Source organism: Inquilinus sp. Marseille-Q2685 (assembly GCF_916619195.1).
Lineage (GTDB): Bacteria > Pseudomonadota > Alphaproteobacteria > DSM-16000 > Inquilinaceae > Inquilinus.
Genome location: NZ_CAKAKL010000006.1, coordinates 107,432 through 133,406 on the forward strand (window position 1 = coordinate 107,432; position 25,975 = coordinate 133,406).

Annotated in this window: 25 protein-coding genes; 16 read left to right on the forward strand and 9 right to left on the reverse strand. The window is 71.5% G+C overall.

What is annotated here, in order from left to right:
- The first annotated feature begins 22 nt into the window (after positions 1-22).
- The 4 genes from LG391_RS24410 (at position 23) to LG391_RS24425 (ending at position 3,310) form a co-directional block, all read left to right on the forward strand.
- Positions 23-826 (forward strand): helix-turn-helix transcriptional regulator, encoded by an 804-nt coding sequence (locus LG391_RS24410; protein ID WP_225770656.1) that lies wholly within the window; start codon positions 23-25, stop codon positions 824-826.
- An 86-nt stretch (positions 827-912) separates the two neighbouring features.
- The gene (locus LG391_RS24415) at positions 913-1,659 is read left to right on the forward strand and encodes a 2OG-Fe(II) oxygenase (RefSeq protein ID WP_225770657.1); all 747 of its coding nucleotides are present in this window, start codon (positions 913-915) and stop codon (positions 1,657-1,659) included.
- Positions 1,660-1,986: 327 nt separating this feature from the next.
- Positions 1,987-2,577, forward strand: a complete 591-nt coding sequence (locus LG391_RS24420; protein WP_225770658.1) for a HutD family protein — start codon at positions 1,987-1,989, stop codon at positions 2,575-2,577.
- Positions 2,578-2,737: 160 nt separating this feature from the next.
- Positions 2,738-3,310, forward strand: a complete 573-nt coding sequence (locus LG391_RS24425; protein ID WP_225770659.1) for a DUF1993 family protein — start codon at positions 2,738-2,740, stop codon at positions 3,308-3,310.
- A gap of 42 nt (positions 3,311-3,352) precedes the next feature.
- On the opposite strand, the gene LG391_RS24430 is transcribed toward LG391_RS24425, so the two are convergent.
- The 4 genes from LG391_RS24430 to mepA form a co-directional block, all read right to left on the reverse strand.
- Positions 3,353-4,072, reverse strand: coding sequence for an NADH dehydrogenase ubiquinone Fe-S protein 4 (locus LG391_RS24430; RefSeq protein WP_225770660.1), 720 nt, complete (start codon positions 4,070-4,072; stop codon positions 3,353-3,355).
- Positions 4,073-4,149: 77 nt separating this feature from the next.
- Positions 4,150-4,626 carry an Hsp20 family protein gene (locus tag LG391_RS24435; protein WP_225770661.1) on the reverse strand — a complete coding sequence of 159 codons (477 nt, stop codon included), beginning with the start codon at positions 4,624-4,626 and terminating at the stop codon, positions 4,150-4,152.
- A 203-nt stretch (positions 4,627-4,829) separates the two neighbouring features.
- Positions 4,830-5,654 (reverse strand): hypothetical protein, encoded by an 825-nt coding sequence (locus LG391_RS24440; protein WP_225770662.1) that lies wholly within the window; start codon positions 5,652-5,654, stop codon positions 4,830-4,832.
- Positions 5,655-5,836: 182 nt separating this feature from the next.
- Positions 5,837-6,709 (reverse strand): penicillin-insensitive murein endopeptidase, encoded by an 873-nt coding sequence (gene mepA, locus LG391_RS24445; protein WP_225770663.1) that lies wholly within the window; start codon positions 6,707-6,709, stop codon positions 5,837-5,839.
- A gap of 155 nt (positions 6,710-6,864) precedes the next feature.
- Here mepA and LG391_RS24450 point away from each other — a divergent pair, with 155 nt between their 5' ends.
- From LG391_RS24450 to lpxK, 7 genes are all read left to right on the forward strand, one after another.
- The gene (locus LG391_RS24450) at positions 6,865-8,211 is read left to right on the forward strand and encodes a TldD/PmbA family protein (protein ID WP_225770664.1); all 1,347 of its coding nucleotides are present in this window, start codon (positions 6,865-6,867) and stop codon (positions 8,209-8,211) included.
- Between the two features lie 205 nt (positions 8,212-8,416).
- A complete protein-coding gene (locus LG391_RS24455; RefSeq protein ID WP_225770665.1) occupies positions 8,417-9,940 on the forward strand; it encodes a calcium-binding protein in 1,524 nt (507 codons plus the stop codon).
- A gap of 387 nt (positions 9,941-10,327) precedes the next feature.
- Positions 10,328-11,815: a calcium-binding protein gene (locus tag LG391_RS24460; protein ID WP_225770666.1), complete on the forward strand. Its 1,488-nt coding sequence runs from the start codon at positions 10,328-10,330 to the stop codon at positions 11,813-11,815.
- Between the two features lie 632 nt (positions 11,816-12,447).
- Positions 12,448-13,251, forward strand: coding sequence for a UDP-2,3-diacylglucosamine diphosphatase (locus tag LG391_RS24465; protein ID WP_374200775.1), 804 nt, complete (start codon positions 12,448-12,450; stop codon positions 13,249-13,251).
- Positions 13,252-13,306: 55 nt separating this feature from the next.
- The gene (locus LG391_RS24470; protein ID WP_304608560.1) at positions 13,307-14,299 is read left to right on the forward strand and encodes a glycosyltransferase family 1 protein; all 993 of its coding nucleotides are present in this window, start codon (positions 13,307-13,309) and stop codon (positions 14,297-14,299) included.
- Positions 14,300-14,315: 16 nt separating this feature from the next.
- Positions 14,316-15,587, forward strand: coding sequence for a 3-deoxy-D-manno-octulosonic acid transferase (locus LG391_RS24475; protein WP_225770668.1), 1,272 nt, complete (start codon positions 14,316-14,318; stop codon positions 15,585-15,587).
- Positions 15,588-15,966: 379 nt separating this feature from the next.
- On the forward strand, positions 15,967-16,962 hold the full coding sequence (lpxK, locus tag LG391_RS24480) for a tetraacyldisaccharide 4'-kinase (RefSeq protein ID WP_225770669.1): 996 nt from the start codon (positions 15,967-15,969) through the stop codon (positions 16,960-16,962).
- A 5-nt stretch (positions 16,963-16,967) separates the two neighbouring features.
- Here the strand turns inward: lpxK and LG391_RS24485 are convergent, their stop codons facing one another.
- Genes LG391_RS24485 through LG391_RS24495 form a run of 3 tightly spaced genes read right to left on the reverse strand, consistent with a single transcriptional unit; the run spans position 16,968 to position 19,284 of the window.
- Positions 16,968-17,576: a LysE family translocator gene (locus LG391_RS24485; RefSeq protein WP_225770670.1), complete on the reverse strand. Its 609-nt coding sequence runs from the start codon at positions 17,574-17,576 to the stop codon at positions 16,968-16,970.
- A gap of 52 nt (positions 17,577-17,628) precedes the next feature.
- The gene (locus LG391_RS24490) at positions 17,629-18,465 is read right to left on the reverse strand and encodes a trans-aconitate 2-methyltransferase (RefSeq protein ID WP_225770671.1); all 837 of its coding nucleotides are present in this window, start codon (positions 18,463-18,465) and stop codon (positions 17,629-17,631) included.
- A gap of 33 nt (positions 18,466-18,498) precedes the next feature.
- Positions 18,499-19,284 (reverse strand): class I SAM-dependent methyltransferase, encoded by a 786-nt coding sequence (locus LG391_RS24495; RefSeq protein WP_225770672.1) that lies wholly within the window; start codon positions 19,282-19,284, stop codon positions 18,499-18,501.
- Between the two features lie 161 nt (positions 19,285-19,445).
- On the opposite strand from LG391_RS24495, the gene LG391_RS24500 reads away from it, so the two are divergent.
- The 3 genes from LG391_RS24500 to LG391_RS24510 all read left to right on the forward strand — a co-directional run bounded on the left by LG391_RS24500 (position 19,446) and on the right by LG391_RS24510 (position 22,341).
- Entirely contained in the window at positions 19,446-20,627 is a 1,182-nt protein-coding gene (locus tag LG391_RS24500; RefSeq protein ID WP_225770673.1) for an MFS transporter, read from the forward strand.
- 125 nt (positions 20,628-20,752) lie between these two features.
- Positions 20,753-21,259, forward strand: coding sequence for a ferritin-like domain-containing protein (locus tag LG391_RS24505; RefSeq protein ID WP_225770674.1), 507 nt, complete (start codon positions 20,753-20,755; stop codon positions 21,257-21,259).
- A gap of 38 nt (positions 21,260-21,297) precedes the next feature.
- Positions 21,298-22,341, forward strand: a complete 1,044-nt coding sequence (locus LG391_RS24510) for a manganese catalase family protein (RefSeq protein ID WP_225770675.1) — start codon at positions 21,298-21,300, stop codon at positions 22,339-22,341.
- A gap of 127 nt (positions 22,342-22,468) precedes the next feature.
- On the opposite strand, the gene LG391_RS24515 is transcribed toward LG391_RS24510, so the two are convergent.
- Positions 22,469-22,924 (reverse strand): NUDIX hydrolase, encoded by a 456-nt coding sequence (locus tag LG391_RS24515; protein ID WP_225770676.1) that lies wholly within the window; start codon positions 22,922-22,924, stop codon positions 22,469-22,471.
- Between the two features lie 145 nt (positions 22,925-23,069).
- Entirely contained in the window at positions 23,070-23,321 is a 252-nt protein-coding gene (locus tag LG391_RS24520; protein ID WP_225770677.1) for a DUF1127 domain-containing protein, read from the reverse strand.
- 137 nt (positions 23,322-23,458) lie between these two features.
- Between LG391_RS24520 and LG391_RS24525 the strand changes: the two genes are divergently transcribed.
- Positions 23,459-24,967: a winged helix-turn-helix domain-containing tetratricopeptide repeat protein gene (locus LG391_RS24525; RefSeq protein WP_225770678.1), complete on the forward strand. Its 1,509-nt coding sequence runs from the start codon at positions 23,459-23,461 to the stop codon at positions 24,965-24,967.
- Between the two features lie 96 nt (positions 24,968-25,063).
- On the forward strand, positions 25,064-25,912 hold the full coding sequence (locus LG391_RS24530; RefSeq protein WP_225770679.1) for a hypothetical protein: 849 nt from the start codon (positions 25,064-25,066) through the stop codon (positions 25,910-25,912).
- Positions 25,913-25,975: the final 63 nt, after the last annotated feature.

Sequence of the window (25,975 nt, forward strand, 5' to 3'; positions counted from 1 at the left end):
CTATTAGCGGCAGCAACAGCCTATGCCTGTCTCCACCCTGCAGCGCACCGACGACCGCCGTGCCTTGTCCGACTTCGTGCGCGACCGTCGGGCCCGAACCATGCCGGACGAGGTCGGGTTGCCTTCCGGACCCCGCCGCCGCACGCCGGGGCTGCGGCGCGAGGAGGTGGCCCAGCTCGCCGGGGTCGGCGTCACCTGGTACACTTGGTTCGAGCAGGGCCGCGCCATCCAGGTCTCGGCCGATTTCCTGGAACGGGTGTGCCGGGCGCTGCGGCTGACCGAGGCCGAACGGCAGCATCTCTACGCCCTGGCGCAGCACCGGCCGCCGCCGCATCCGGCGCCCGGCCTGCCGGCGGTGTCGCCGATCCTGCAGGCCCTGCTGGACAGCCTGCCGAACCCCGCCTACGTCAAGACCGCCCGCTGGGACATCGTGGCCTGGAACGCCGCCAACACCGCGATCTTCGGCGATTGCGCGCTGATCCCGCCGGACCAGCGCAACAGCCTGTGGATGATCTTCACCGCCCCGCGCTGGCGCCGGATGATCCCGGACTGGGAGGAGGCCGCCCGCCGCGTCCTCGCCAAGTTCCGGCTGGACCATGGCCGGGCCGGCGGCGATCCCGCCTTCGCAGCGCTGGTCGAGGCGCTGCAGGCGGCCAGTCCGGAGTTCCGCCGCTGGTGGCCGCGGCACGACGTGTCGGAGCGCAGCGAGGGGTTGAAGCGGATCCGGCACGACACGCTGGGCGAGCTGGAATTCGCCCACGCCACCTTCCTGGTCGAGGGCGCGCCCGATCTGCGCCTGGTGACCTACACGCCGGTGCCGCGCTGACGCGAATTTGATCGCAAGAGCCGGAGTGCCGGCCGGAACCGGACATCCCACCCTGCTGTCATGACAGCGACAGAGAGGCCCGACCGATGCCCCGCACCGCACTCCGCCCTCATAACGATACCCTTCCCTCCCCCGCCGACCGGGTCGCCGCGATCGACTGGGACGCCGCGGCGGCAGAGCTGGACCAGCACGGCGCGGCGGTGCTGCCGGCGCTGCTGACGCCGGAGGAATGCCGCGCCGTCGCCGCGCTGTATCCGGAGGACAAGCCGTTCCGCAGCCGGGTGGTGATGGCCCGGCACGGCTTCGGCCGCGGCGAGTACAAGTATTTCGCCTATCCGCTGCCCGACCCGGTCGCCGGGCTGCGCGCCGCGCTCTACCCCCGGCTGGCGCCGGTCGCCAATGGCTGGAACGCGCGGATGGGCATCGGCACCCGCTATCCGGAGCGGCACGAGACCTTCCTGAAGGCCTGCCACGCCGCCGGCCAGACCCGGCCGACGCCGCTGCTGCTGCAATACGGGCCCGGCGACTACAACTGCCTGCACCAGGATCTATACGGCGACCTGGCCTTCCCGCTGCAGATCGCGATCCTCCTGTCCGAGCCCGGCCACGACTTCACCGGCGGCGAGTTCGTGCTGACCGAGCAGCGGCCGCGCATGCAGTCGCGGCCCGAGGTGGTGCCGCTGCGCCAGGGCGACGGCGTCGCCTTCGCCGTGCATCACCGCCCGGTCTCCGGCACCCGCGGCGACTACCGGGTCAATCTCCGCCACGGCGTCAGCCGGCTGCGCAGCGGCTGCAGGCACACGCTCGGCATCATCTTCCACGATGCCAGGTGAGGAAGAGCGGATGGCCCGGAGTCTCCGCGGCGTTCTGGCGGCGGGTCTCGCGTTGGCTCTGGGCGCCGCCGGTCCCCAGGACCGGGGCGCGCCCGCCTCTCCGGTCGAGACGGAGCCCCAGAAGACGGGTAAGGAGCGGCTGGGCGGCAAGGCCGATGACGAGCAACGCGTCGACAACTGCAAGGTGCCGCCCGACCGCCGCGGCCCGAAGCCCCGCCCCGACAGCTGCGATCACCATGGTAGATAAGGCGGCCGAGATGATGCGATCCCGGGTGGACGCGGCTCCTCCTATGGTATGATTCCGGCCTCCGCTGCCCGAGGTCGCCCATGCCCACCCGCATCATTTCGCCCGCCCAGCACCGCCTGATGCCCTGGCGCAACGGCGGGGGCCGGACGGCCGAGATCGCGGTCGAGCCGGGCGACACCCCGTGCGGCTTCCGCTGGCGGCTGAGCCTGGCCGAGGTCGAGGCCGACGGCCCCTTCTCCACCTTCCCCGGCTGCTGCCGCACCATCATGCTGCTGTCCGGCCGCGGCATGGAACTCGGCATCGCCGAAGGCGGGGCGCCGCGCACGGTCCGCATCGACCGGCCCTATGAGCCCTTCGACTTCGACGGCCAGGCCGCGACGACCTGCAAGCTGATCGCCGGGCCGGTGCGCGACCTGAACGTGATCGCCGACCGGTCGCTGCAGATCGACCACCGGGTGGCGGCGCTGGACGACGCCGATGCGATGCTGGAGCCGGCGCCGGCCTGGCTGTTCTACGTCCTGCGCGGCACCGCGGTGATCGACATCGGCCGGCACCTGGCGGTGACCGAGGGCGAGACCGCGGTGATCACCGACGAGGACGACCGCGCCCCGCACCTCCGCGGCGCCGAGGCCGACAGCCTGGTCTACGCCGTGGCGCTCAGGCCGCGATAGGCGGACGGACGGCACAGGGAAGGGTTTCAGAGCCGACGGTTCCATCATTAACTGTCATGCCCGGGCTTGACCCGGGCATCCAGGAATGTCGACGTCTCTCTGGTCGGCCCCTGGATCGCCGGGTCAAGCCCGGCGATGACAATTGGGAAGGTCGAAGGGCATGACCATCTCGATGCACCAGGCCTCGGTGCCGGTCTTCTCCCGGGCGCTGACGAACTGCCGAGGCATCCTGGCCAAGGCCGAGGCCCATGCCGCGGCCGAGGGGATCGACCCCGCCACCCTGCTCGAGGCCAGGCTGGCGCCGGACATGTTCCCGCTGCACCGCCAGGTCCAGATCGCCGCCGACGGCGCCCGCGGCGCCGCGCGCCGCCTGGCCGGCCTGGCCCTGCCCGATCCGGAGGCGGAGGACTTCGCCGTGTTCAACCGCGGCATCCAGCACCGCTTCCCGCCCGGCCCGGTCAGCTTCGCGGCGCTGACCGCCAGGCTCGATGCCGCCGTCGCCTTCATCGAGGCTCTGCGGCCCGAGCAGATCGACGGGTCGGAGGCGCGGGTGGTCGACGTCGTCATGGGCGGTCGCACCCGCCGCTTCGCCGGCCTGCCCTTCCTGCTGCACTACGCCCTGCCGAACCTGCAGTTCCACATCGCCATGGCCTACGCCATCCTGCGCCACGCCGGCGTCGCCCTGGGCAAGCAGGACTTCGAGGGCCCGGCAGTGTATGAGAGCCTGCCGTGACGGCCGCACGGGACGCGATCGGGCAGCCGCCGGTTCAACGCCTCATGCCGCGCGCTGCGCCGAAGGGCGCGCGGCGCTGCCCGCCGCGGCCAGCGCCAGGAGCGCCAGGCTGACCTCCTGGAGCCGGGAGGGGCGGCCGTTCTCCGGCATGCCTTCGGCGGTGGCGAGATCGGCCAGATATTCGGTCCAGACGGTGTCGGCCAGGCCTTCGGCGGCTGTCCGAACGGCGCCGTCGTCCGCTCGCTCCGCGTCGCGGACGGCCTCTGCGTCATTCGCCGCGTCGACCGCCGTCCCCGCGCCATAGCCCTCGTGCAGCCAGACCAGCCAGGCCTGGTTCGGGATCGGTTCATGGGCCGGCCGCGCGCCGGCGGCCGTGCGCTCCTCCGCGGCACGCGGCTTCGCCCGGCGATCGTCGTGGACGATGTGGTCCAGGCCCTGGCGCTCGGCATAGGCGATCGCGGACGCGGCAGTCGGGAATCGCAGCTCGATCTGCGCCAGCGGATCGTCGCCCGCGATCCAGCCCATCAGCGGCTCGACCCGGCCGGGCCTCCGGCGTTCGAAGACCAGCCGCCAGTCACGCGATGCCGCCCGGCCCGACGTCAGCGGCGCCCGGGCCGGGCGGAAGATGTGGGCGACAGTGTCCGGCGGGAACGCCGTGCGGCCGTCGGCCGGCCGCCCCTGTCGGTTGTCGTTGCCCGGCAGCCCCTGCGACACGGTTGCCGGGACGAGCTGCAAGGTCTCGCAGCCTCTCCGCAGTTCCATCGCTGGCTCTCCCCTGATCATGGCACGGGCGCAGCGGCGCCGGGCCCGGGCCCGGCGCCGCGCCTTCCATTGCAGCGTCAGGCGGCCTTGACCTTGGCCTCGAGCTGCGGGGTCCCGGCCTTCGGCAGGGCGGTGCCGCGCGCGATCTCGATCCGGCGCGGCCGCATCTCTTCCGGCAGCTCGCGCTTCAGGTCGATCGTCAGCAGGCCGTTCGCCAGGCCGGCGCCGACCACCCTGACGTGATCCGCCAGCTCGAAGCGCCGCTGGAACTGCCGGGCGGCGATGCCGCGATAGAGATACTGGGCCTGGTCCTCGCCCGGCTTCGCGCCGCGCACGACCAGCAGGTTCGGCTCCTGCGTGACGGTCAGCTCATCCTCGGTAAAGCCGGCCACCGCCATGGTGATGCGATAGTCGTCATCGCCGGTCTTGGTGATGTCGTAGGGCGGCCAGGCGTCGATGGGCTCGACCCGTCCGGCCGATTCCAGCAGGTTGAAGATGCGGTCGAAGCCGACGCTCGACCGGAACAGCGGAGAGAAATCGAGGGTCGTCCTCATAGCCATATCCTCCTCATGAGCAACATGGATACGAGAGGGCGCCGGGAGTCCGACAGCGGCCGGCGCCTCCTGAAGCCCGGCCCCCATGGCTGGGCGGCCGAGCGATTGTTGATGTGGATCAGCCGCTTGCGAGTTCAAGAGGCCGGTTCTCGCGATCCATGCGGCCTGCCCGAGCCGGGACGCCCGACCGGCCCGAAGCCCGCCTATTCCGACGGAGGCGAGGCGCCCCCGGACGAAGCGGACGCCGCGCGGCGCTCCCGGATGCGGTCCCTGACGCGGGCCTCCCGCCGGGCCTGCCGCAGCTCCTCTCGGGTGGGCGTCCACCACCCTCGGGCCCGTTCGGCGGGTCCCGCCGCCGCCCGGCTCGCCCAGACGCCGATCAGCTCGTCGAGCTCCGGCCGGCGCCAGGTCGCCCACACATGGTCGACGACGCCCGGCGCCAGATGCGGGTAGATGGCGGCGCCGTCGGGCGGCTCCGCCAGCTCCCCTTCGGTCCCGGTGAACACCACCATGCCGAACCGCTCGGTCATCACCGGCCGGCCGAAGGGCGGCAGGTCGCCGGCGGCGACGGGATAGCGGTGCCGCCGCCGCTCGGCGGCCAGCACCGCCGCCCGGCGCTGGGCCTCCGGGTCCCACTCGGCCAGCCGGCGCCGCCGGCGCTCCTCGGGCTCGTTCCGCCGGGCCGCGGCCTCGATCACCGGCCACCGGCGCCACAGCTCCTCATATGACCGGACCGGCACCCGCCACGCCCGCGTGTCGCCGTCCCACCAGGACCAGGGGATGGCGCGCATCTGGTCGACCACGGTCCTGGAATAGGGCGTGCGGATCCGCAGGTCGTCGGCGACCTCGAGATACGGGCTGACGATGGGATCGAAGGCGAAGGCGTCCCGCCCCTTCGCATCGCCGTAGTCTCCGCCGGCCGGCAGCTCGCGGTCGAGCCACCGGGCCAGCCGGCGCTCTGCGGTCACCCCCGGGATGAACCAGGCCGCCTCCTTCTCGCGCCAGCGGGCCCGCGGGAAGGCGTTCATGAAGCGCTGCACCAGGCCCCGGTCGTAGGGAAAGGTCGCCTCGATGCCGGGCGTTCTTCCGCCGGCCGGCCTGACGGTCAGGCGGCCGCTCCCGATCGGCCTGCTCCGTTCGGACTCGGATGGCATGCCGATGGAGATGGGGGCGCGGCGGCCGCTCGTCGATGCCGTGCCGCGGCGCGCCCCTATTGCCCCGCTACCACCGGCGGCGCGTTCAGCACCGCGGTGCAGGCGGCCGGCATCGGCGGCGGGATGTAGGGCCTGGTCGATTTCGACGGCTTCGGCGCCCGCATCGGGAACCAGGACATCAGGTCGGACCCGCAGCCGTCGCCGGGCGGGGCGGGGTCCTGCTCGCGGCACAGCGGGCTGTCGGACGGGCAGCCGATGCGGATGTGCAGATGCTCGTTGTGGCCGGTCCAGGGCCGCACCTTGTTCAGCCAAGACCGGTCGTCCCAGGACATCGCGCACAGCTCGCGCTTGATCGCCGGGTGGATGAAGATGCGCTCGACCCGCGGCTCGGTCGCCGCCAGGCGGATCAGCTGCGCCTGCTGCGGCTTCAGCGCGCCGCGCGGGACGAAGTCGGTCCAGGCCCCGGTGATGTATTCCGGCTTCAGCGTCTCGCGCTGCTCGCGCGCCAGCAGCGGCAGGTCGAGACGCAGCCAGATGTCGGCGTCGAGGCCGTTCTCATGCGCCGCATGGTCGGTGATCGGCCCGCCGCGCGGCTGGCCCATATCGGCGATCAGGATCGGCGGCAGCCCGGCGGCCTCGGCCCGTCGGCCGAGATCCTGCAGCGTCGCGACCAGGTTCGGATGGCCCCAGTTGCGGTTGCGGCTGAGCCGGATGATCTGGTAGCCGGGGCCTTCCGGCGGCAGCTGCACCGCGCCGGCGATGCAGCCGTTGGAATAGGTGCCGATCACCTGCGGCGGCCCCTGGGTGCCCAGCCGCACCTGGGCCCAGGCGGGATCCTCCTCCGCCGCGCCCGCCGGCGCCCCCGTCAGCAACAGGGGGGCCAACATCCAGGCGGCGGCCAGCGCCGCCCCGATCCGTATCCCGATCACGCCGATCCCTCCATGCCCCGACTCGCCCCGCCAGGATGCCTCCGCGGGCGGCAAGGGTGAAGCCTGTTGCGTGCGACCACCTGCCCCTTCCTCCTTGCGGCGGCGGGGGCGGCGTCGCTACATGACGGGAGGCCCTGGAACCGACGGACCGGACGATGCCCTCCTCCCACGACGCGACCCTCGACCTGCTGTCCGGCCTGATCGACAAGGCGCGGAGGGCCGGCGCCGACGCCGCCGACGCCGTGCTGTTCGACAGCACCTCGATCTCGATCAGCCACCGGCTCGGCCAGCTCGAGCATGTCGAGCGCTCCGAGGGCAGCGATCTCGGCCTGCGCGTCTTCATCGGCAAGCGCATGGCGATCGTCTCCTCCTCCGACCGCCGTCCGGCGGCGCTGGACGAGATCGCCGAGCGCGCCGTCGCCATGGCCCGGGTGGTGCCGGAGGACCCCTATTGCGGCATCGCCGACCCGTCCGAGCTCGCGACCGAGCTGCCGGAGCTCGACCTGGTCGACCCGGTCGAGCCCTCGACCGAGACCCTGGCGGAGCGCGCCCGGGCCGCCGAGGCGGCGGCGCTGGAGGTGGCGGGCGTGACCAATTCCGAGGGTGCCAGCGCCGGCTTCGGCCGCAGCATGGCGGCGATGGTGGCCAGCAACGGCTTCGCCCGCGTCACCGGGTCGACCGGCAGCAGCATCTCGGTCTCCGCCATCGCCGGCGAGGGCACGGCGATGGAGACCGACTACGATCATTCGAGCGCCGTCCATGCCGGGGACCTGCAAGCGCCCGAGGCGGTCGGCCGCAGCGCCGGCGAGCGCGCCGTGGCCCGGCTGGGCGCGCGCAAGGCGGCGACCGCGCGGGTGCCGGTGGTGTTCGACCCGCGGGTGTCGCGCACCCTGCTGGGCCATCTGGTCGGCGCCATCAACGGCGCCGCCATCGCCCGCGGCACCAGCTTCCTGAAGGAGAGGATGGGCCAGGCCGTGTTCGCCCCGGGCATCGAGGTGATCGACGACCCGCATATCCGCCGCGGCCTGCGCTCGCGCCCCTGCGACAGCGAGGGCGTGGCCAGCACCCGCCGCGCCCTGATCGAGGACGGCCGCCTGACCACCTGGCTGCTCGACCTGCGCTCGGCCCGGCAGCTCGGCCTGGCCCCGACCGGCCATGCCGTGCGCGGCACCGGCGGCCCGCCCGGCGCCTCGCCCGCCAACCTGTACCTCGCCCCCGGCAGCGCCACCCCGGCGGAGCTGATGGCCGACATCCGGGACGGCTTCTACGTCACCGGGCTGATGGGGTCGTCGGTCAACGGCGTCACCGGCGACTACAGCCGCGGCGCACACGGCTTCTGGATCGAGCGCGGCCGCATCGCCCATCCGGTCAATGAGGTCACCATCGCCGGCAACCTGAAGGACATGTACCGCGCCCTGGTGCCGGCCAACGACCTGGTGCTGCGCTACGGCATGGACGCGCCGACGGTGCGGATCGACGGCATGACGGTGGCCGGGCGGTAGCCGGCCCGGGCCGTTTCGGACGGCCGGTCATGCGGACCGACGCCGAGTCGGCGAAACAGCTGAAATAGTCGCCGGAAATTTCCTTCCGCCGCTCCGGCCAGTTCTTTGCGTTCTCTGCCAAGGCGCGGAAACGGCCTCGAATTGCGTATGATTCCGGTCAATCTTTAGACAAATTTCGGGCGCGCATATTGGGGGAGGCATTTTCATGGCGGTCTTCACCGTCCTCAACGACACCGGCCTGAACGGCAACGGCATCCAGTTCGGCACGCTCTCGCAGATCGCAGCCTCGGGCATCGCCGGCTTCCCGATCATCACACCGACCATCGGCAGCATCTTCTTCAACGACACCGGGCTGCTGTCGATCGGCGGGACCGGGATGTCATTCACCTTTCCGGGCACCTTCGGCGGCACGGTCACCAGCCTGACCTACAGCATGCCGGCGATCACGCCGGTCTTCTCCATCACAGGCATGAACACGCCGCTGGCCACCGTGGCCGCGCTCGCCACCGGCGGCGACGAGCTGGCGGTGCTCGCCGCCATCTTCTCCGGCGGCGACACGATCGGCGGCTCGACCCAGGCCGACCGGCTGTTCGGCTTCGACGGCGCCGATGCCATCAGCGGCGGCGACGGCGACGACATGCTGAGGGGCGGCGCCGGCGCCGACACTCTCAACGGCGGCGCGGGATCGGACTTCGCCAATTATCAGGGCTCCGACGCTGAAGTCTTGGTCGACCTGATGGGCGCCCTGTATTTCGGCGGCCACGCCACGGGCGACACGCTGACCGACATCGAGAACATCTACGGCTCCAGCTTCGGCGACACCCTGGCCGGGTCCGATGCCCGCAACATCATCGGCGGCGAGAACGGCGACGACCTGATCAAGGGCAATGCCGGCGATGACCACCTGTCCGGCGAGGCCGGCAACGACATCATCGACGGCCAGGACGGCCACGACCGCGTGGTCGGCGGCGCCGGGGCCGATACGCTGCACGGCGACAGCGCCGAAACCGGCAGCGGCAATGATTCGATCGATGGCGGGGCCGAGAACGACCAGATCTTCGGCGATGCCGGCGACGACAGCGTTACCGGCGGCACCGGCGACGACGCGATCGACGGCGGCGACGGCAACGACATTCTCGACGGCGGGGCCGGCACCGACGCCCTCGCCGGCGGGGACGGCATCGACACGGCGTCCTATGTCGGTTCCGCCCAGGGCGTGGCCGTCCACCTCCAGGCCGGCACCGGCACCTCCGGGGACGCCGACGGCGACACGCTGACCGGGATCGAGCAGATCCTCGGATCCGCCTTCGCCGACAATCTGACCGGCAATTCCGGCAACAACACCCTCTGGGGCAACGCCGGAAACGACCTGCTCCTCGGGGCGGCCGGGGCCGACATCCTGAAGGGCGGCGCCGGCGACGACCGCTTCGTCTACAGCAACGCCAATGAAAGCACCCTCGCGGCCTCGGGCCGGGACACGATCACGGACTTCACCACCGGCGACAGGATCGACCTGTCGGTGATCGACGCCGACGGCAACGGCGTCAACGGCGACACCGCCTTCACCTTCGGCACCGGCGCCTTCACCGCCGTCGGCCAGATCCGGGTCCTGGCCTTCGCCGGCAACCGCTACGGCGTCTATCTCGAGACCAGCGGCAACAGGGTGGAGGATGCGATCATCACCGTCTATTCCGACCACGCCCTGACGGCGGCCGATTTCCTGCTGTAGGGCACGGCGGCCGCGCGCACGGCTTCTGAATCGAGCACACGGCCGCATCGCCCAACCCGGTCAACGAGGTCACCATTGCCGGCAACCTGAAGGACATGCGGGGGGCCGGACGGTAGACCTGCCGGGCCGCGCGGCTTCGATCATTTCATTCGTATTCGAGACACGGAATGTCGCGCCGGACCTTTCATGGCACGAATTTAATATTTTCGGAAAAGTTTAATGAAATTTGCTTTCATCGATTTGACAGTCTCCTTGCGTTCTTTGCCGAAGGCCGGGATCGCGCTCGAATTGCCTAAAATTTCGGCCAATATTTAGTCAATCCCGCTCATAACCGGCCGCAACGACCGGGCTTTCGAAGATCGGGAGGATATTGGGGAGGCATTTCCAATGGCTGTTTTCACCGTGCTCAACGGCACCGGCATCAATGGCAACGGTGTCCAGTTCGGAACGATCGGGACGTCGATCGCCCCGTCCGGCATCGCCGGCAATCCGTCGATCTCGCCGACCAGCGGCACCATCAACTTCGTCGGTGGGGGGCGGCTGTCCCTTACCGGCACCGGGATGAGCTTCACCCCGCCGTCGACCTTCACTGGAACGGTCGACAGCATGACCTACAGCAAGCCGGCGGCCACGCCGGTCTTCTCCATCACCGGCATGAACATCCTGCTGTCGACCCTGGCCGGACTGGTCAACGGCGGCGACGAGGAGACCATCCTCGCCGTGATCTTCTCGGGAGACGACCGGATCTTCGGCTCCAGCATGGCCGACACCCTCAAGGGCTATGACGGCAACGATACCCTGAGGGGTGGTGCCGGCGGCGACAATCTCGACGGCGGCAACGGCTCCGACTTCGCCAACTACCAGGGCTCGGACGCCACCGTGAACGTCAACCTCCTGGCCAACACCGCCTCCGGCGGCCACGCCCAGGGCGACACGCTGACGAATATTGAGAACCTGTACGGCTCCAGCCACAACGACATCCTGACCGGCAACGACGTCCGCAACATCATCGGCGGCGAGCTGGGCGACGACACCCTGGTCGGCAATGGCGGCGACGATTCCCTGTCCGGCGAAGCCGGCACCGACAGCCTGGACGGCGGCGACGGCAATGACAGGCTGGTCGGCGGCGCCGGCGCCGACACCATCGTCGGCAGCGACGGCAACGACTCGGTCGATGCCGGCGCCGACAACGACTCCGTCTCCGGCGGGGCCGGCAACGACGCCCTCTATGGCGGCACCGGCGACGACACCCTCGACGGCGGCGACGGCAATGACATCCTGGAAGGCAATGGCGGCGCCGATGCCATGACCGGCGGCGCCGGCATCGACACGGTGAGCTATGCCGGCTCCGCCCTGGCCGTGACCGTGGTGCTCGGCGGCACCTCGACCGGCGGCGATGCGGAGGGCGACACCCTGTCGTCCGACATCGAGCAGGTGATGGGCTCGGCCGGCAACGACAGCATCACCGGCGACGCGAGCGCCAACACGCTGTGGGGCCTGGGCGGCGACGACGTCCTGACCGGCGGCGGCGGTGCCGACGTGCTGAAGGGCGGCGCCGGCGACGACAGCTTCCGCTATGTCGCGGTCGGCGACAGCACCGTCGCGGCCGCGGGCAAGGACGCGGTCATCGGCTTCACCACCGGCGACAAGATCGACCTGTCGCCGATCGACGCCGACGGCAACAGCGTGAACGGAGACACCGCCTTCAGCTTCGACGTCGGCAACTTCACCGGCGTCGCCGGGCAGGTGCGGGTGGTCGCCTTCGCCAACAGCCGCTACGGCGTCTATCTCGACGTCAACGGCGACAAGCAGCCGGATTCGATCATCAGCGTCTATTCCGACCACGCCCTGACGGCGGCCGATTTCGTGCTGTAGGGCACGGCCGCCGCGCCCGCCCTCCCCTGTCCGCAACCGGGGGAGGGCGGGTTTTTCGACAGGCGCCGGCCGGCAGGATCGGAAACGGCCGCCGGCAATTTCGTTCCGGCGGCGCGATCGTTTGCTGCGTTCTTCGCCGACGCGCGGAAACCCACTCGAATCGCGCAAGATTTTCGCCGATCGTGAGCCGTTTCCGATCCAAGGCGGCGGCGCGGCCGCGATTTCGACGGTCGGGGCGCGCATCGTTTGGGGGACGGCATTTCCATGGCGGTTTTCGCGGGGCTCGACGGCGGCGGGACGCCGGATCCGGTCATCCCCCTCTAGTCCGGTCACACGCTGTCGGCGGCCGCTTCGCGCTTTCGCGCGGCCGCCGCGCCCGCCCTCCCTCGTCCGCAACCGGGGGAGGGCGGGTCCCCGCCGCCGGGGACGGCACCGATCCAGCCGCTTCAGAAAAGATTCACATCCCACCGCCATGGCGGCCGAAAAGCCGGCAACAGATCGGCGGCGCGGAAACACTCGTGACCGTTTTATTAAGTTTTGCACCTGCGAGATGGCAGACGACATCAAGATGTTGTTTGCCGACGGCGTCTCGGTTATACGGACGGTATATGACCGCCGAAGGACCGATGCCCATGGATCAGGTGACGCGCTATCGCACCATCTGGATCTCGGACGTCCATCTCGGCACCCGGGCCTGCAACGCCGCCCTCCTCCTCGACTTCCTGAAGCACACCGACTCCGACACGCTATACTTGGTGGGCGACATCGTCGACGGCTGGCGGCTGAAGAAGAGCTGGTACTGGCCGCAGCCGCACAACGACGTGATCCAGAAGCTGCTGCGCAAGGCCCGCAAGGGCACCCGCGTGCTGTACATCCCCGGCAACCACGACGAGGCCGCCCGGCAGTTCGTCGGCCAGAACTTCGGCGATGTCGACGTCGCCGACGACTGCATCCACGAGACCGCCGACGGCCGCCGCTTCCTGGTCATCCACGGCGACCAGTTCGACGTGGTGGTGCGCTACGCCAAATGGCTGGCCCATGTCGGCGACAAGGCCTATGAGCTGCTGCTGCACACCAACACCCTTCTCAACATCATCCGTCGCCGTCTCGGCTTCTCCTACTGGTCGCTCTCGGCCTATATGAAGCAGCGGGCGAAGCGCGCGGTCGAATTCGTCGGCCGGTTCGAGCTCGCGCTGGTCGAGGAGGCCAAGCGGCGCGGCGTGGACGGGGTCATCTGCGGCCACATCCACACCGCCGAGCTGAAGGACATGCAGGGCATGACCTATGTGAACGACGGCGATTGGGTGGAGAGCTGCACCGCGCTGGTGGAGCACGAGGACGGCCGGCTGGAGATCCTGCACTGGGCGGACATCGTGGCGGCCCGCGACGTGGCGGCGCTGCCGGAGCCCGCGCTGAAGCCGCAGCGCGCCGCTTGATCCGATCGGCTATAGTCTCCGTGGACATGGCAGAGACGGGATCCACAGTCGGCTGATGCGCATCCTGATTGTCAGCGACGCCTGGCTGCCCCAGGTCAACGGGGTGGTGCGCACCATCGAATCGACCCGCGACGAGCTGCGCCGCCGCGGCCATCTGGTCGAGGTGATCGGCCCGGACCGCTTCGCCTCGATCCCCTGCCCGACCTATCCCGAGATCCGCCTGGCGATCGGCCAGAGCCGGCGCATGGCCCGGCTGATCGACGAGTTCGACCCCGACGCCATCCACATCTCGACCGAAGGGCCGCTGGGCTGGGCGGCGCGGCGCTACTGCATCCGCCGGCGCCTGTCCTTCACCACCTCGTTCCACACCCAGTTCCCGGAATACGTCCAGCTGCGCACCGGCATGCCGCTGGCCTCGACCTACGCCCTGCTGCGGCATTTCCACCGCGCCGCCAGCGCCGTGATGGTGGCGACCGACACGCTGGAGCGGAACCTGAACAGCCGCGGCTTCCGCCGCCTGGCGCGCTGGAGCCGCGGCGTCGACACCCAGCGCTTCCGCCCGGCGGCGCGGGCCGAGCGCGAAAGGCCGCGCCACCTCTATGTCGGCCGGGTGGCGGTGGAGAAGAACCTCGACGCCTTCCTGTCGCTGCCGCTCGACGGCGAGAAGGTGGTGGTCGGCGGCGGCCCGTCCCTGCCCGCCTTCCAGGCGAAGTACCCCGACGTCACCTTCACCGGCGCCAAGGAGGGGCAGGCGCTGGTCGACGCCTATGCCGATGCCGACGTCTTCGTCTTCCCGTCGCGCACCGACACCTTCGGCCTGGTGATGCTGGAGGCGCTGGCCTGCGGCGTGCCGGTCGCCGCCTATCCGGTGCAGGGTCCGGCCGACGTCATCGGCGACGCCCCGGTCGGCCGGCTGGACGAGGATCTGGGCCGCGCCATCCGCGAGGCCCTGAAGGTGCCGTCGGAGGATTGCCGCAGTTTTGCGCTGCGCTATTCCTGGGAGGCATGTACAGATCAGTTCCTGACTCATCTGCATCCCTTCCGATGATCCTTAGCCAGTCTGGATGATCTACGCGCTGTATCGTGGGCTGACCGACGCCGCCGGCCCCTTCGTGCCCCTGCTGCTGGCCCGCCGCACCGCCGCAGGCCGTGAGGATCCCGCCCGTCGCGGCGAGCGGCTGGGCCATGCCAGCCTCCCGCGCCCTGCGGGCCCGCTGGTCTGGGTCCACGCCGCCAGCGTCGGCGAGGTGCTGTCGGTCCAGGTGCTGGTGCGCCGCCTCTTGGAGCGCGACCCGCGCCTGTCGGTCCTGGTCACCACCGGCACCGTCACCTCGGCCCGCCTCATCGCCGAGCGGCTGCCGGAGCGGGCGATGCACCAGTTCGCGCCGCTCGACCGCATGGCCTTCGTTCGCCGCTTCCTCGACCACTGGAAGCCGGATCTGGCGATCTGGGTCGAATCCGAGATCTGGCCGAACATGCTGGTGGAGACCGAGAAGCGCGGCCTGCCGATCGCCCTGGTCAACGCGCGGATGTCGGAGCGGTCGTTCCGCCGCTGGCGCCGGCTGCCGCGGCTGATCCGCCGGCTGCTCGGCATCTTCCGGGTGATCCTGCCCTGGGACGAGCGTTCGGCCCGCAACTTCCGCGCCCTCGGCGCCCGCGGCGTCGGCCAGGTCGGCAACCTGAAGTTCTCCTCGGATCCGCCGGACGCCGATCTCGAGGCGCTGGCGGCGATGCGCGCCGCGATCGGCCGCCGCCCGGTCTGGCTGGCCGCCAGCACCCATGCCGGGGAGGAGGAGCAGATCGTCCAGGCCCACAAGGCGCTGGCGGCGAAGCGGCCCGGCCTCCTCACCGTGCTGGCGCCGCGCCACCCCGACCGCGGCGGGGAGATCGCCGGGATGGTCGGGGCCGCCGGGCTGCGCGCCCTGCGCCGCAGCCAGGCGAAGCTGCCCTGGTCCGACACCGACGTGCTGGTCGCCGACACGATCGGCGAGATGGGGATCTGGCTGCGGGTCTGCCCGGTCGCCTTCATCGGCGGCTCGCTGGTGCCGTTCGGCGGCCACAACCCGATCGAGGCGGCACAGCTGGGCGCCGCCCTGGTCTACGGCCCGCACATGACCAACTTCCCGGACATCACCGCCCAGCTCGGCCAGGCCCGCGGGGCCATGCCCGTGGCCGATGCCGCAGCCCTGACCGCCGCGGTCGGCCGCCTGCTGGACGACCCGGTGGAGCGCCGCCGCATGGCCCGCGCCGCCGGCGCCGTGGCCCAGCGCAACCGCGGCGTGGTCTCCACCGTGATGGCGACGCTGGAGCCGCTGATCACGCCGATCCTGGCATGAGGGCGCTGTCGGTCGAGGCCCCTCTCCAGCCCGGCTTTTATAAGTCCCCCCTCCCCTTGTGGGGACTATCGGATTCACAGCTCTTCGAGTTCCCCCCATTTGCCTCTCCCGCTTGCGGGAGAGGTCGGGCTCGCACAGCGAGCCCGGGTGAGGGCAACCCGGCCGCGACACCAGGAGCCACGCTTCAGGACCGGGCGCATCGTATGCTCGCTCGCCGCAGCGCTGTGCTTTCGGCAAGGCCGCAATCCCCTCACCCGGCCGTCCTGCGGACGTCCGACCTCTCCCGCAAGCGGGAGAGGCAATCCGGTTGTACGCCCGCCGTCGGTGTCGCCGATCGATGTGTGAATCCCGTAGCCTTGTGGGAGGGGGACAAGAAAGCATGAAGACCCCCGGCTTCTGGTATCGCCCGCAGGCGACGCCGGCGGCCCGCCTCCTGGCCCCGGCCGGCGCGCTCTACGACCTCGCCTCCCGCCTGCGCCGCGCCTTGATCAAGCCGCAAAGGGCGCCGGTGCCCGTGCTCTGCGTCGGCAACCTGGTGGCCGGCGGCGCCGGCAAGACCCCGGTGGCGCTGGCGCTTGCCCGCCGCCTCTCCGAGATCGGCATCGCCGTGCATGTCCTCAGCCGCGGTCATGGCGGCTCGCTGGCCGGCCCGGTGCGGGTCGACCCCGAACGGCACAAGGCCGCCGAGGTCGGCGACGAGCCGCTGCTGCTGGCCCGGGCCGCGCCCGCCTGGGTGTCGCGCGACCGGCCGGCCGGGGCCCGCGCCGCCGCCGCAGCCGGGGCCGGGCTGATCCTGATGGATGACGGCTTCCAGAATCCGAGCCTGGCGAAGGACCTGTCCCTCCTGGTGGTCGATGGCGGCAGCGGCTTCGGCAACGGCCGGATCCTGCCGGCCGGCCCGCTGCGCGAACGGCCCGAGGACGGGCTGCAGCGGGCCGACGCCCTGGTGGTGATGGGCTCGGACCGCGCCGGGATCGGGGATCTCGCCGCCCGCCACGGCCTGCCGGCACTCGGCGCCCGGCTGGTCCCGGATGCTTCGGACGCGGCGCGCCTGCGCGGCCGCAAGGTCCTGGCCTTCGCCGGCATCGGCCGGCCGGAGAAGTTCTTCGCCACGCTGGCGGAGCTGGGGGCCGAGATCGCCGGCGCCGTGCCCTTCCCCGACCACCACGCCTACACGCCGGACGAGGTGATGCGCCTGGCCGAGACGGCGCAGGAGCGCGGCGCGGTGCCGGTGACGACGGAGAAGGACCGGGTCCGCCTGCCGCCCGAGGCCCGGCCGATGGTCGAGGCGCTGCGCGTCGACCTGGCCTGGGACGACCCGGTCGCGGTCGACGCGGTGCTGGAGCCGGTGGTACGGCGGGCGCTCCGCGGCTGACCCGTCTACCGCGACGACAGAATCAGGTGCAGGCCGAGCGCGCCGAGGACGCTGCCGACGACGCGGTCCAGCCATCGCCGCAACCCCCGGTACCACGACTGGATCGGCCCCGATGAGAACATGGCGGCAAGCACGCTGTACCACACCAGGGCGTCGACCAGGATGACCCCGACGGCCGCCGCCCGCATCCAGGCCGGGCTGCCGGGCGGGATCAGCGCGGCGAAGGTGCCGCCGAAGAAGATCAGGCAATAAGGGTTCGACAGGTTCATCAGCAGCCCGGTGCGGAACGCCTGCGACGTCGAGAGCCGGACGGCTCTCGGCATCGCGTGTCGCGGCCCCAGGATCATGGTCGCGCCGAGATACAGCAGATAGGCACCGCCCAGCAGCCGCAGGGTCTCCTGGAACCAGCTCAGATAGCCGAGGAAGCCGAGGCCGATCGCGGCGGCCGTCGCCCACAGCACGGCACCGAGCGTCAGGCCGAGGCCGGCAGCGGCCCCGGCGGTCCGTGACTGCGTCGCGGACACCTGGCTGATCAGCACGAAATTGGCGCCGGGAGTCAGGTTGCCGGCCAGATGAACCGCGGCGAGCGCGAGGAGCGGCGCGACATCGACCATGCCCGGCCAACGGCGCCGCCGTCGCAGGAGTTCCGGCGGCTTCCCGATCGGCTCAGCCGACGCTCGCCGGCGAGGCCGCGGGATGCGGCGTCCGGCGCGGCGCGCCCCAGGTCAGGGTCGAGACCATGGCGAGCTCCAGCTGCCCGTCGGACGCGAAGGGCCGCATCAGGTCCTCGAGCTCGCGGTCGAACTCCGCGGCCAGGGCCTCTCCCATCACCGCGCGGCTCCAGGTCGCGCGCGAATGCTGGCCCCGGATGAAGTCGGCGACGCTCTGCCGGACCGTGAACGGAAATTCCCTGCGCCCGGCGATGTCCATCCAGGCCTCGTGGCGCCGGGCCTCCGCCGCGGCGCCCGCCGGATCGTACCGGCCGCCGAGCCGGGCGAGCCACCGCGCCAGGAACGCCGTCCAGGCGTCATCGCCGCAGGGGGCGGCGGCCGGCTCGTCGCCGGCGATCACGGCCAGGGTTCCGGTCCAGCCCGCGAGCTTCGGGAACACCGCTTCGTGGTCGAGCCAGTGGATCGAGGTGCCGGCCGTGACCAGGTCGAAGCCGCGATCGGTCCGGTAGGCCTCGGCCGTCTCGCAGGTCCAGGCGATGCCGCCGTGCCGGCCGGCATCCGCCGCCCGCCCCGCCTCGATCATCGCCGCGGACGGGTCGAGCGCCACCACCTCGGCGAAGTGATCGGCCAGGACGATGGCGATCTTGCCCGGCCCGCAGCCCAGGTCCAGCGCCCGGCCCCGCCCCGCCACCTGCCCGAGCAGGAACGCGTACAGTGCCGGCGCATAGGGCGGCCGGGCGGCGTAGCAGCGGGCCACGTCGGCATCGTCGAAGGCCGAGGCCGTCGCCTTGCGCTCCGGCTGGCTGGTGGCGATCCGTCCGGGACGATGCATGCGGCCTCCTCTGGTGGCGGCCGGCGCGGACCCTCAGGCCGCCCGGCGGGCGATATACAGGCTGGTCGTCATGTTGCGGACGACGCGGCCGCCGAACGTGTCGCGCGCGATCCGGCGCAGCTCGGCCAGCACGGCCTCGCGGTCGGCGCGGAGGCTGACGGTCGAATAGGTCGCGTAGAGCGCCGCCGCCTGGTCCTCGTCCAGCACCAGCGACCATGCGCTCATGATTGTGTCGACGATGTCGAACGCGCCGGTCCGCGTCAGCGCCGCCAGACGGGCCTCGCTGTCCAGGCCGAACGGGATGCCCCGCTCGCCGGCCGCGGGATTGTCCGGCCCCTTGAGAAGATCCCGGGTCGCGAGGTGGAAGGGGTCGGGCCGGCTGTCGTCGCCGAACACGTTCCAGAACGCCGCCCACCAGCCGCCGGGGCGGAGCAGGCGCGCGATCTTGGCCAGGGCGGCCTCTTCCTCCAGCCAATGGAAGGCCGTGCCGCTGACGCCGAGGTCGAAGGCCTGGTCCTCGAGCTCCGCATCCTCGAAGGCGGAGACCAGCACCGTCAGGGCCGGGTCCGGATGGGTGGCCCGGAGGAATCCGGCGAGGCGGGGATCCGGCTCGACCGCGATCAGCGGATCGGCGCCGGCCTCCAGCAGCCGGCGGGTCGCCTTGCCCGTCCCGGCGCCGATCTCGAAGGTCGCGGTCCCGGGGCCGAGGGCGCAGCGGGAGCGGAGCGTCCGGTACACCCAGTCCGGGTAATCGGGACGCGCCCGGTGATAGTTGGCCGGGTCCGCTCCGAAGGCTCGGCGCCCCGCGTCCCTGGGCATTCTCGGCGGCGGCATGATCTGACCTGTCCAGTGAGCCGGTCATCCGTCTCGGCCGTGAACGATGCTCGACGGTCCCTCGGCCGTCCACCCCCGCGTTGCCCGCCCGCGCTCGGCCGCCTACAACAGGCGTCTTTGCGGCGGGCGCGGCAGGGGGGACCGGCATGGCGGAGGACAGGGTGGCGCGGGCGCCGTGGCTGGTGCTCGGGGCGGTGGTGGCCAGCACCGTGCTCGGCCTGCTGGGCACCGATCTGGTCCTGCCGGCCGTCCCCTCCCTGCCGGAGACGCTCGGCGGCGACCCGGCCCGGGCGCAGCTGGTCCTCGCCGCCTATGTGGCCGGCAGTTGCGGCGGCCTCCTGGCCTATGGCGCCCTCGGCGACCGCATCGCCACCCGCACCCTGTTCCTGGCCTCGCTGCTGGCCACCGCGGCCGTCTCTGCGGCCTGCGCGGCGGCGACGGATATCGGCGCCCTGATCGCGCTGCGGGCGCTGCAGGGCGCGGTCGCGTCCGGCCCGGCGGTGTTCGCGCCTGGGATCGTCCGGGCGCTGTTCGACGAGACCCGCGCCGTCCGGGCGCTGGGGCTGCTCGGCAGCATCGAGGCGCTGGCGCCGGCCCTGGCCCCGATCCTCGGCGCCTGGCTGCTGGCGCTGGGCGGCTGGCGGCTGTCCTTCGCGCTGATCGCGGCCGCCGCGCTGGCGCTGACGGCCATGATCGGGCCCTCGGGCCTGCTGCCGCAGGTGGCGCGGCGGCCGCGCGGCGGTTATGCCCGCCTGGTGGCCGACCCGGTGTTCCTGCGCTACGCCCTCAGCCAGGCCTTCGTCCTGGGCGGGCTGCTGACCTTCGTCTTCGGCATGCCGGCGGTGTTCGTGCACGCGCTGGGCGGCACCATCGCCGATTTCATCGTCATGCAGGTCTGCGGCATCGCCAGCTTCATGCTGACCGCCAACCTCGCCGGCGGCCTGGTCGCCCGGCTGGGGGCGGAGCGGCTGATCGGCCTCGGCACCGGCGTCGCCGCGCTGGGCGCCGCGGCGACCCTGGCCTATGCGCTGCTGGGCGGCGCCGACCCCTGGCTGATCGCGGCGCTGTTCGTGCCGGTGAATGCCGGGCTCGGCCTGCGCGGCCCGCCGGGCTTCTTCCGCGCGGTGATGGCGGCGCGCGGCGACGACGCCCGCGGCTCCGCCCTGGTGGTGCTGGCGATCCTGGCCGCCGCGGCCGCCGGCACCGCCGCGGCCGCGCCGCTGATCGACCGCGGGCTGGCGCCTCTGGCGGCGATCGCCCTGGCCCTCCACCTCCTGGCCGTGCTGTGCCTCGCGACCCTGCCGCGGCTGCGGGACGGGGAAGGCTGAGGCGGCGCGCAGCCGCGGCAGCACTCCCGGACGGTCCGACCGCCCTGGCCGCCGGCTCGGCGGGCAGCGGAACGTGTTTCCGGCCGGCGCCATTGGCACCCTAGCGAACCCACTAGGAGACGGCCATGACCGACGCCCGCGAACACCTCGTGCACTGGCTTCGCGACGCCTATGCGATGGAGAGCCAGGCGGTCTCGCTCCTCGAGACCCAGGCCGGCCGCCTGGAGACCTACCCCGAGGCCCGCGCCAAGGTCGAGGCGCATCTGCAGGAGACCCACCGCCAGCGCGATGCTGTCGAGGAATGCCTCAACAAGCTGGGCTCCGACCCCTCCACCCTGAAGGACCTGACACAGAAGACCATCGCCAACGTCCAGGGCCTGTTCCACGCCATGAGCGAGGACGAGGTGCTGAAGCACGCCCTCGGCGGCTACTCCTTCGAGCAGTTCGAGGCGGCGAGCTACCGCATGCTCGCGGCCGCCGCGCGCGAAGCCGGCGAGCCCGGCATCGCCGAGACCTGCGAGCGCATCCAGCGCGAGGAGGAGGCGATGGGCGACTGGCTGTGGGAGCGGATGCCGATGCTCACCCAGGATTATCTCGGCCGCTCGGAGGCCGGCGCCACCGCCAAGCGCTGACGCCGGAGGATCCTTACCTCTCACCCGAAAGGTGGTCCATGTTCATCCATATCAAGCAGCTGCAGTTCAACGCCCGCGTCTCCGAGCCCGATCCCCGCTTCGCCAGGCTGCTGCTGGAGCAGTTCGGCGGCGGCAACGGCGAGCTGAAGGCGGCGATGCAGTACTTCGTCCAGGCCTATGCCGCGCGCAAGCCCTATCCCGACAAATACGACCTGCTGATGGATATCGCGACGGAAGAGTTGTCGCATCTGGAGATCGTCGGCGCCACCATCACCATGCTGCTGAAGGGCGTGAACGGCGAGCTGAAGAACGCGCTCGACGTCAGCGGCCTGCCCAGCCTGCGAGAAGGCGGCGGCACGGGCCGGGACGATCTGATCCACGAGGCCCTGGCGATGCCCCACTTCGCCACCCTCAGCGGCGGCGGCCCGCTGCTCGAGGACAGCCAGGGCAATCCCTGGAGCGGCGCCTATGTCAACGCCAATGGCGACCTGACGGTCGATCTCCGCTCCAACATCGCGGCCGAATCCCGGGCCAAAATCGTCTACGAGTACCTGCTGAAGTTCACCGACGACCCTTATGTGCGCGAGACGCTGCGGTTCCTGATGACCCGCGAGATCACGCATTTCCGGCAGTTCGAGGCGGCGCTGGAGACCATCCAGCCGAACTATCCGCCGGGGATCCTGCAGGGCGATCCGCGCCATGTCGCGACCGCCTTCAACATGTCGCAGGGCGAGGATCAGCGCGGCCCGTGGAACGAGGGCGCCCAGGCGCCGTTCGGCCGCGACTGGCTCTACATCTCGGATCCGGTGGCCAATGTCGGGGTGACCCAGGGCGAAGCCCTGCACGGCGACCGCGACGTCGAGGACGGCGCCGACGGAGACAAGGTCGAGAAGAAGCTGAGCCGGCAGCGGAGCGGCGAGGTCTCGGCCGCCGAAGGAGAGCCCGGCGATCCGTGGACAGGCTATGACGACGTCCCGCACCCGCTGTCCTGGGACCCTTCGGACAAGGCGGCCCCGTCCGGCGGCGGGAAGGCGCGCAGCAGGAAGAACGGGCATTCGGGCCGGGCCGGCCGGACCCATTGATCACCGATCGGTCGGCGATGGGCCGCCCTATGCGTCGGCGTCCGTCTCGGCCGCAGGACGCATCGTCAGGGCAGGATGGGTTTCGACCGGATCGGGTCATCCCATCGGATCAAGGCAACGGCCGGCGTCAGGCGGGCTGCCCGGCCGCCGGGCGGCCGGAGGAGGCGAGATCCGCCGCGACCCGGGCGATCAGCTCTCTCAGCCTCCGGTTCCGGATGGCGCCTCGGGCGTCGTCGACCGTGAACCAGCGGACCGCGCGCTCGCCCCGTTCCGGAAACCGCTCCACGCGCCGTTCCACCGTCATGACATAGACGGCCACCCGGCAGCGGAACTGGCGCCGCGCCTTGCGCTTGCGATGCCGGTAGTGGCCACGGGACCGGCCCTCGATCTCGCCGATGGCGCCGGCCTCCTCGAACGCCTCGCGGGCGGCGGCATGGTGCGGGGCTAGGCGTTTCATCGGATTGCCCTTGGGGATGATCCACTTCCGCGACCGGCGGCTGGTGATCAGGAGGACCTGGAGGATGCCGTCCTCATCGAAACGGACGGGAAGCGCGCCGACCTGCGGCCTGATGGTCACCCCCATGGATCCGTCCTTTCGTGGCTGTCCGATCGGACAACACCCCGGACGGCCGGGCGGTTCGAACCGGGCGCGTCGGCTCGACGCTGGGGGCCGACATGCGCGCCGCCCCATGGCTTCGCGACACGGACGGCCGTCTACGGTATTCGTCCTAGTCCTGCCAGAAGGGCTTGGCGATCTCCGCCTCGACCTGGCGTTTCGTCAGGCCGATATCGTCGATCAGATAGGGGTTGGCCTTCGCCATTTCCGCCAGCTTCCTGCGCAGGCGGATCCGCTCGCGCCAGGTCGCGATCAGGCTTCGCAGGGCCGCCAGGCCGGCGGGCCGCCGCGACGTTTCCGCCGGCCCGACGGTCGTTCCTGGCCATGTCGCCCGATGCTGGGCAGACCCGAGGATATCGTTCATCGCAACCTCCATATCGGCCGAGGGTCCGGGAACCCCCGATCTGCCGGAGGATGAATGCTGCCGGCGGCGGGCAGCGCCGTCCTTAAGCTCTCCCAAAACCTTCGCAAAAACTTCCAAACGGGCTACAGATCCGCCGCATGCAGGGGTCGCGCTTCGCCTTCGGTCCGTTCGTGCTCGATCCGGGTGCGGGAACGCTCCTTCGGGACGGTGCCCCCGTCGCCATCGGCCACCGCGGGCTGAAGCTGCTGGCGGCGTTCGCCGGGCGGCCCGGCGAGATCCTGGGCAAGGCCGAGCTGATGGACGCGGCATGGCCGGGCACGGCGGTCGAGGAAGGCAACCTCACCGTCCAGATCACGCAGCTGCGGAAGCTGCTGGGTCCCGCCGCCGACGGCGGTGAATGGATCGTCACGGTTCCGCGCGTCGGCTACCGCTTCACGGGGGCCGTCGAGCGGCTCGGCGGCGCCGGGCGAGGCCCCTTGCCGCTGCCCGACAAGCCGTCGATCGCCGTGCTGCCCTTCGTCAGTGTCGGCAACGATCCGGAGCAGGAGTCCTTCGCGGACGGATTGACCGAAGACCTGATCACCGACCTGTCCCGGAACGCCGGCCTGTTCGTCATCGCCCGCAACTCGGTCTTTGCCTACAAGGGCAAGGCGATGGACGTACGCGGGATCGCCCGGGAGCTCGGCGTGCGCTACCTGCTGGAGGGCAGCGCAAGGCGCGCCGCGGGGCGCGTGCGCGTCAACGCGCAGCTGGTCGACGCGGTGAGCGGCGATCATCTCTGGGCGGAGCGCTTCGACCGCGGCCTGGACGACATCTTCGCCGTCCAGGACGAGGTCACGGGCAGGATCGTGGAGGCATTGCTCGGCCGGCTGCGCGCGACGCCGCCGCGCAAGCGGCCAAGGAACCTCGAGGCCTACAATCTCTGCGTGCGGGCGCGCAAGCTGATGGATGATCAGCCGCAGACGGCGCGGGAAGCGCATCTGATGCTCACGCGCGCGGTCTCCCTGGATCCGGGATACGCCGAGCCCTATCGCTGGCTCGCCGTGAACCACTGGATGGGGTGGGTGCATTCGGGCGGACCGACGGAATCGTCCCGCAGCACTGCCTTGGAGCTGGCGCACAAGGCCGTGGCGATCGACCCCGACGATGCCGGCTGCCGCTGGGTCCTGGCCTATCTGCTGGCCTATGCACGCCGCTTCGCCGAGGCGGATGCGGAGTTCGCCAGGGCGATCGAGCTCGACCCGAACGAGGCCGACGCCTGGGCCGCCTTGTCCGACATCGCGATCCTGGCCGGGCGGGTCGAGGAGGGCCTCGAGCATATCCGCAAGGCGTTCCGGCTGAACCCGTTCCCGGCCGGCTGGTACTATCTGACGCTCGGCCAGGCGCAGTACGCGGCCGGCGACTACGACGCGGCGGTCGAGACGCTGCGCCGGGACGAGACCTATCGGACGAGCTCGCGCCGTTTCCTGGCGGCCAGCCTGGCCCAGCTGGGCCGGCTCGACGAGGCGCGCGCGGAGGCCGAGCTGTTCCTGGTCGCCAACCCGCAATTCACGATCCGGCACTGGGCCGAGTCAGAACCGTTCCGCGACGCCGCGACGCTCGAGCATTTCGTCGACGGCTTCCGCAAGGCCGGCCTTCCGGAGTGACGCGCCGGACGTCGAGCCGACAGGGATCGGCCGGTGATCGCTGGTTAACGCAATGTTCATTGCTTGACCGCCCGCATCTCGTTCATGATACGTTCCATGGACGCAGGCACGGACTCCGATCTCGACATCCAGGCCACCTGCCGCAGCCTCGCGCTGCAGCAGATCGGGATGCTCACCCGCATCGCCGAGATCGGTATGCGGCTGGTCGAGGCGGAGGGCGCCAAGGCCATCGCCCAGGCCGAGCAGCCTGAGGCCGAGCAGCCCAGCGCCCCGCCGGCCAAGGACCACGGCCTTGCCTTCGCCCGCCATGCCGGCACGGTGCAGCGGGCCCTCATGCAGCGCCCCCGCGCCGCCGCCGACCTCGGCCCCCGCGACGGGGCCGCCCGCCGCGCCCGCCGGGCCCGCCAGCGCAACCACGTCACCGAGGCCCTCTACGCCCTGATCTGGGACCCCGCCCAGTCGATCGAGGAGCTCGACGAGGCCGACCATCGCACCGGCATGCTGCACGAGCGGCTCGACGCGCTGTACGAGGACGAGGAGGACCGGATCGAGGACCGGCCGGTAGGCGCGGTCATCACCGGCCTGGCCTGCGGCCTCGGCCTGTCCGACGAATGGCGCCGCCGGGCGGCCGACTGGTCGGACCCGCCCTATCCGCCGCCGCCGACCGGCAGCCCGGGCGAGATCCGGGCGCGGCGCCGGGCCCGGCTGCACGAACTGATGAGGCGGGCGGTCAAGGCCGTCGATCCCGGCAAGGCTCCCGGCCTCGCGGCCGGGATCGAGGCCCGGCTCGAGGAGCCCGATGCCGAAGAGCTGATCGACGCCGAGCCGCCCGGCCGGGCCGCCGCCCGCCTCCGCCGCTCCCTCGGCGTCGACTTCGCCGGCGACTACGAGGCCCCCCCCGAACCTCACGCACCCGACAAGCCCAGCGGCCCCGACCCCGGGTGACCGGCCGTCCTCCCCGCCGCAGAAATCGTCATCCCCGAGAAAGCGGGATCTCGTCCGGCCGGA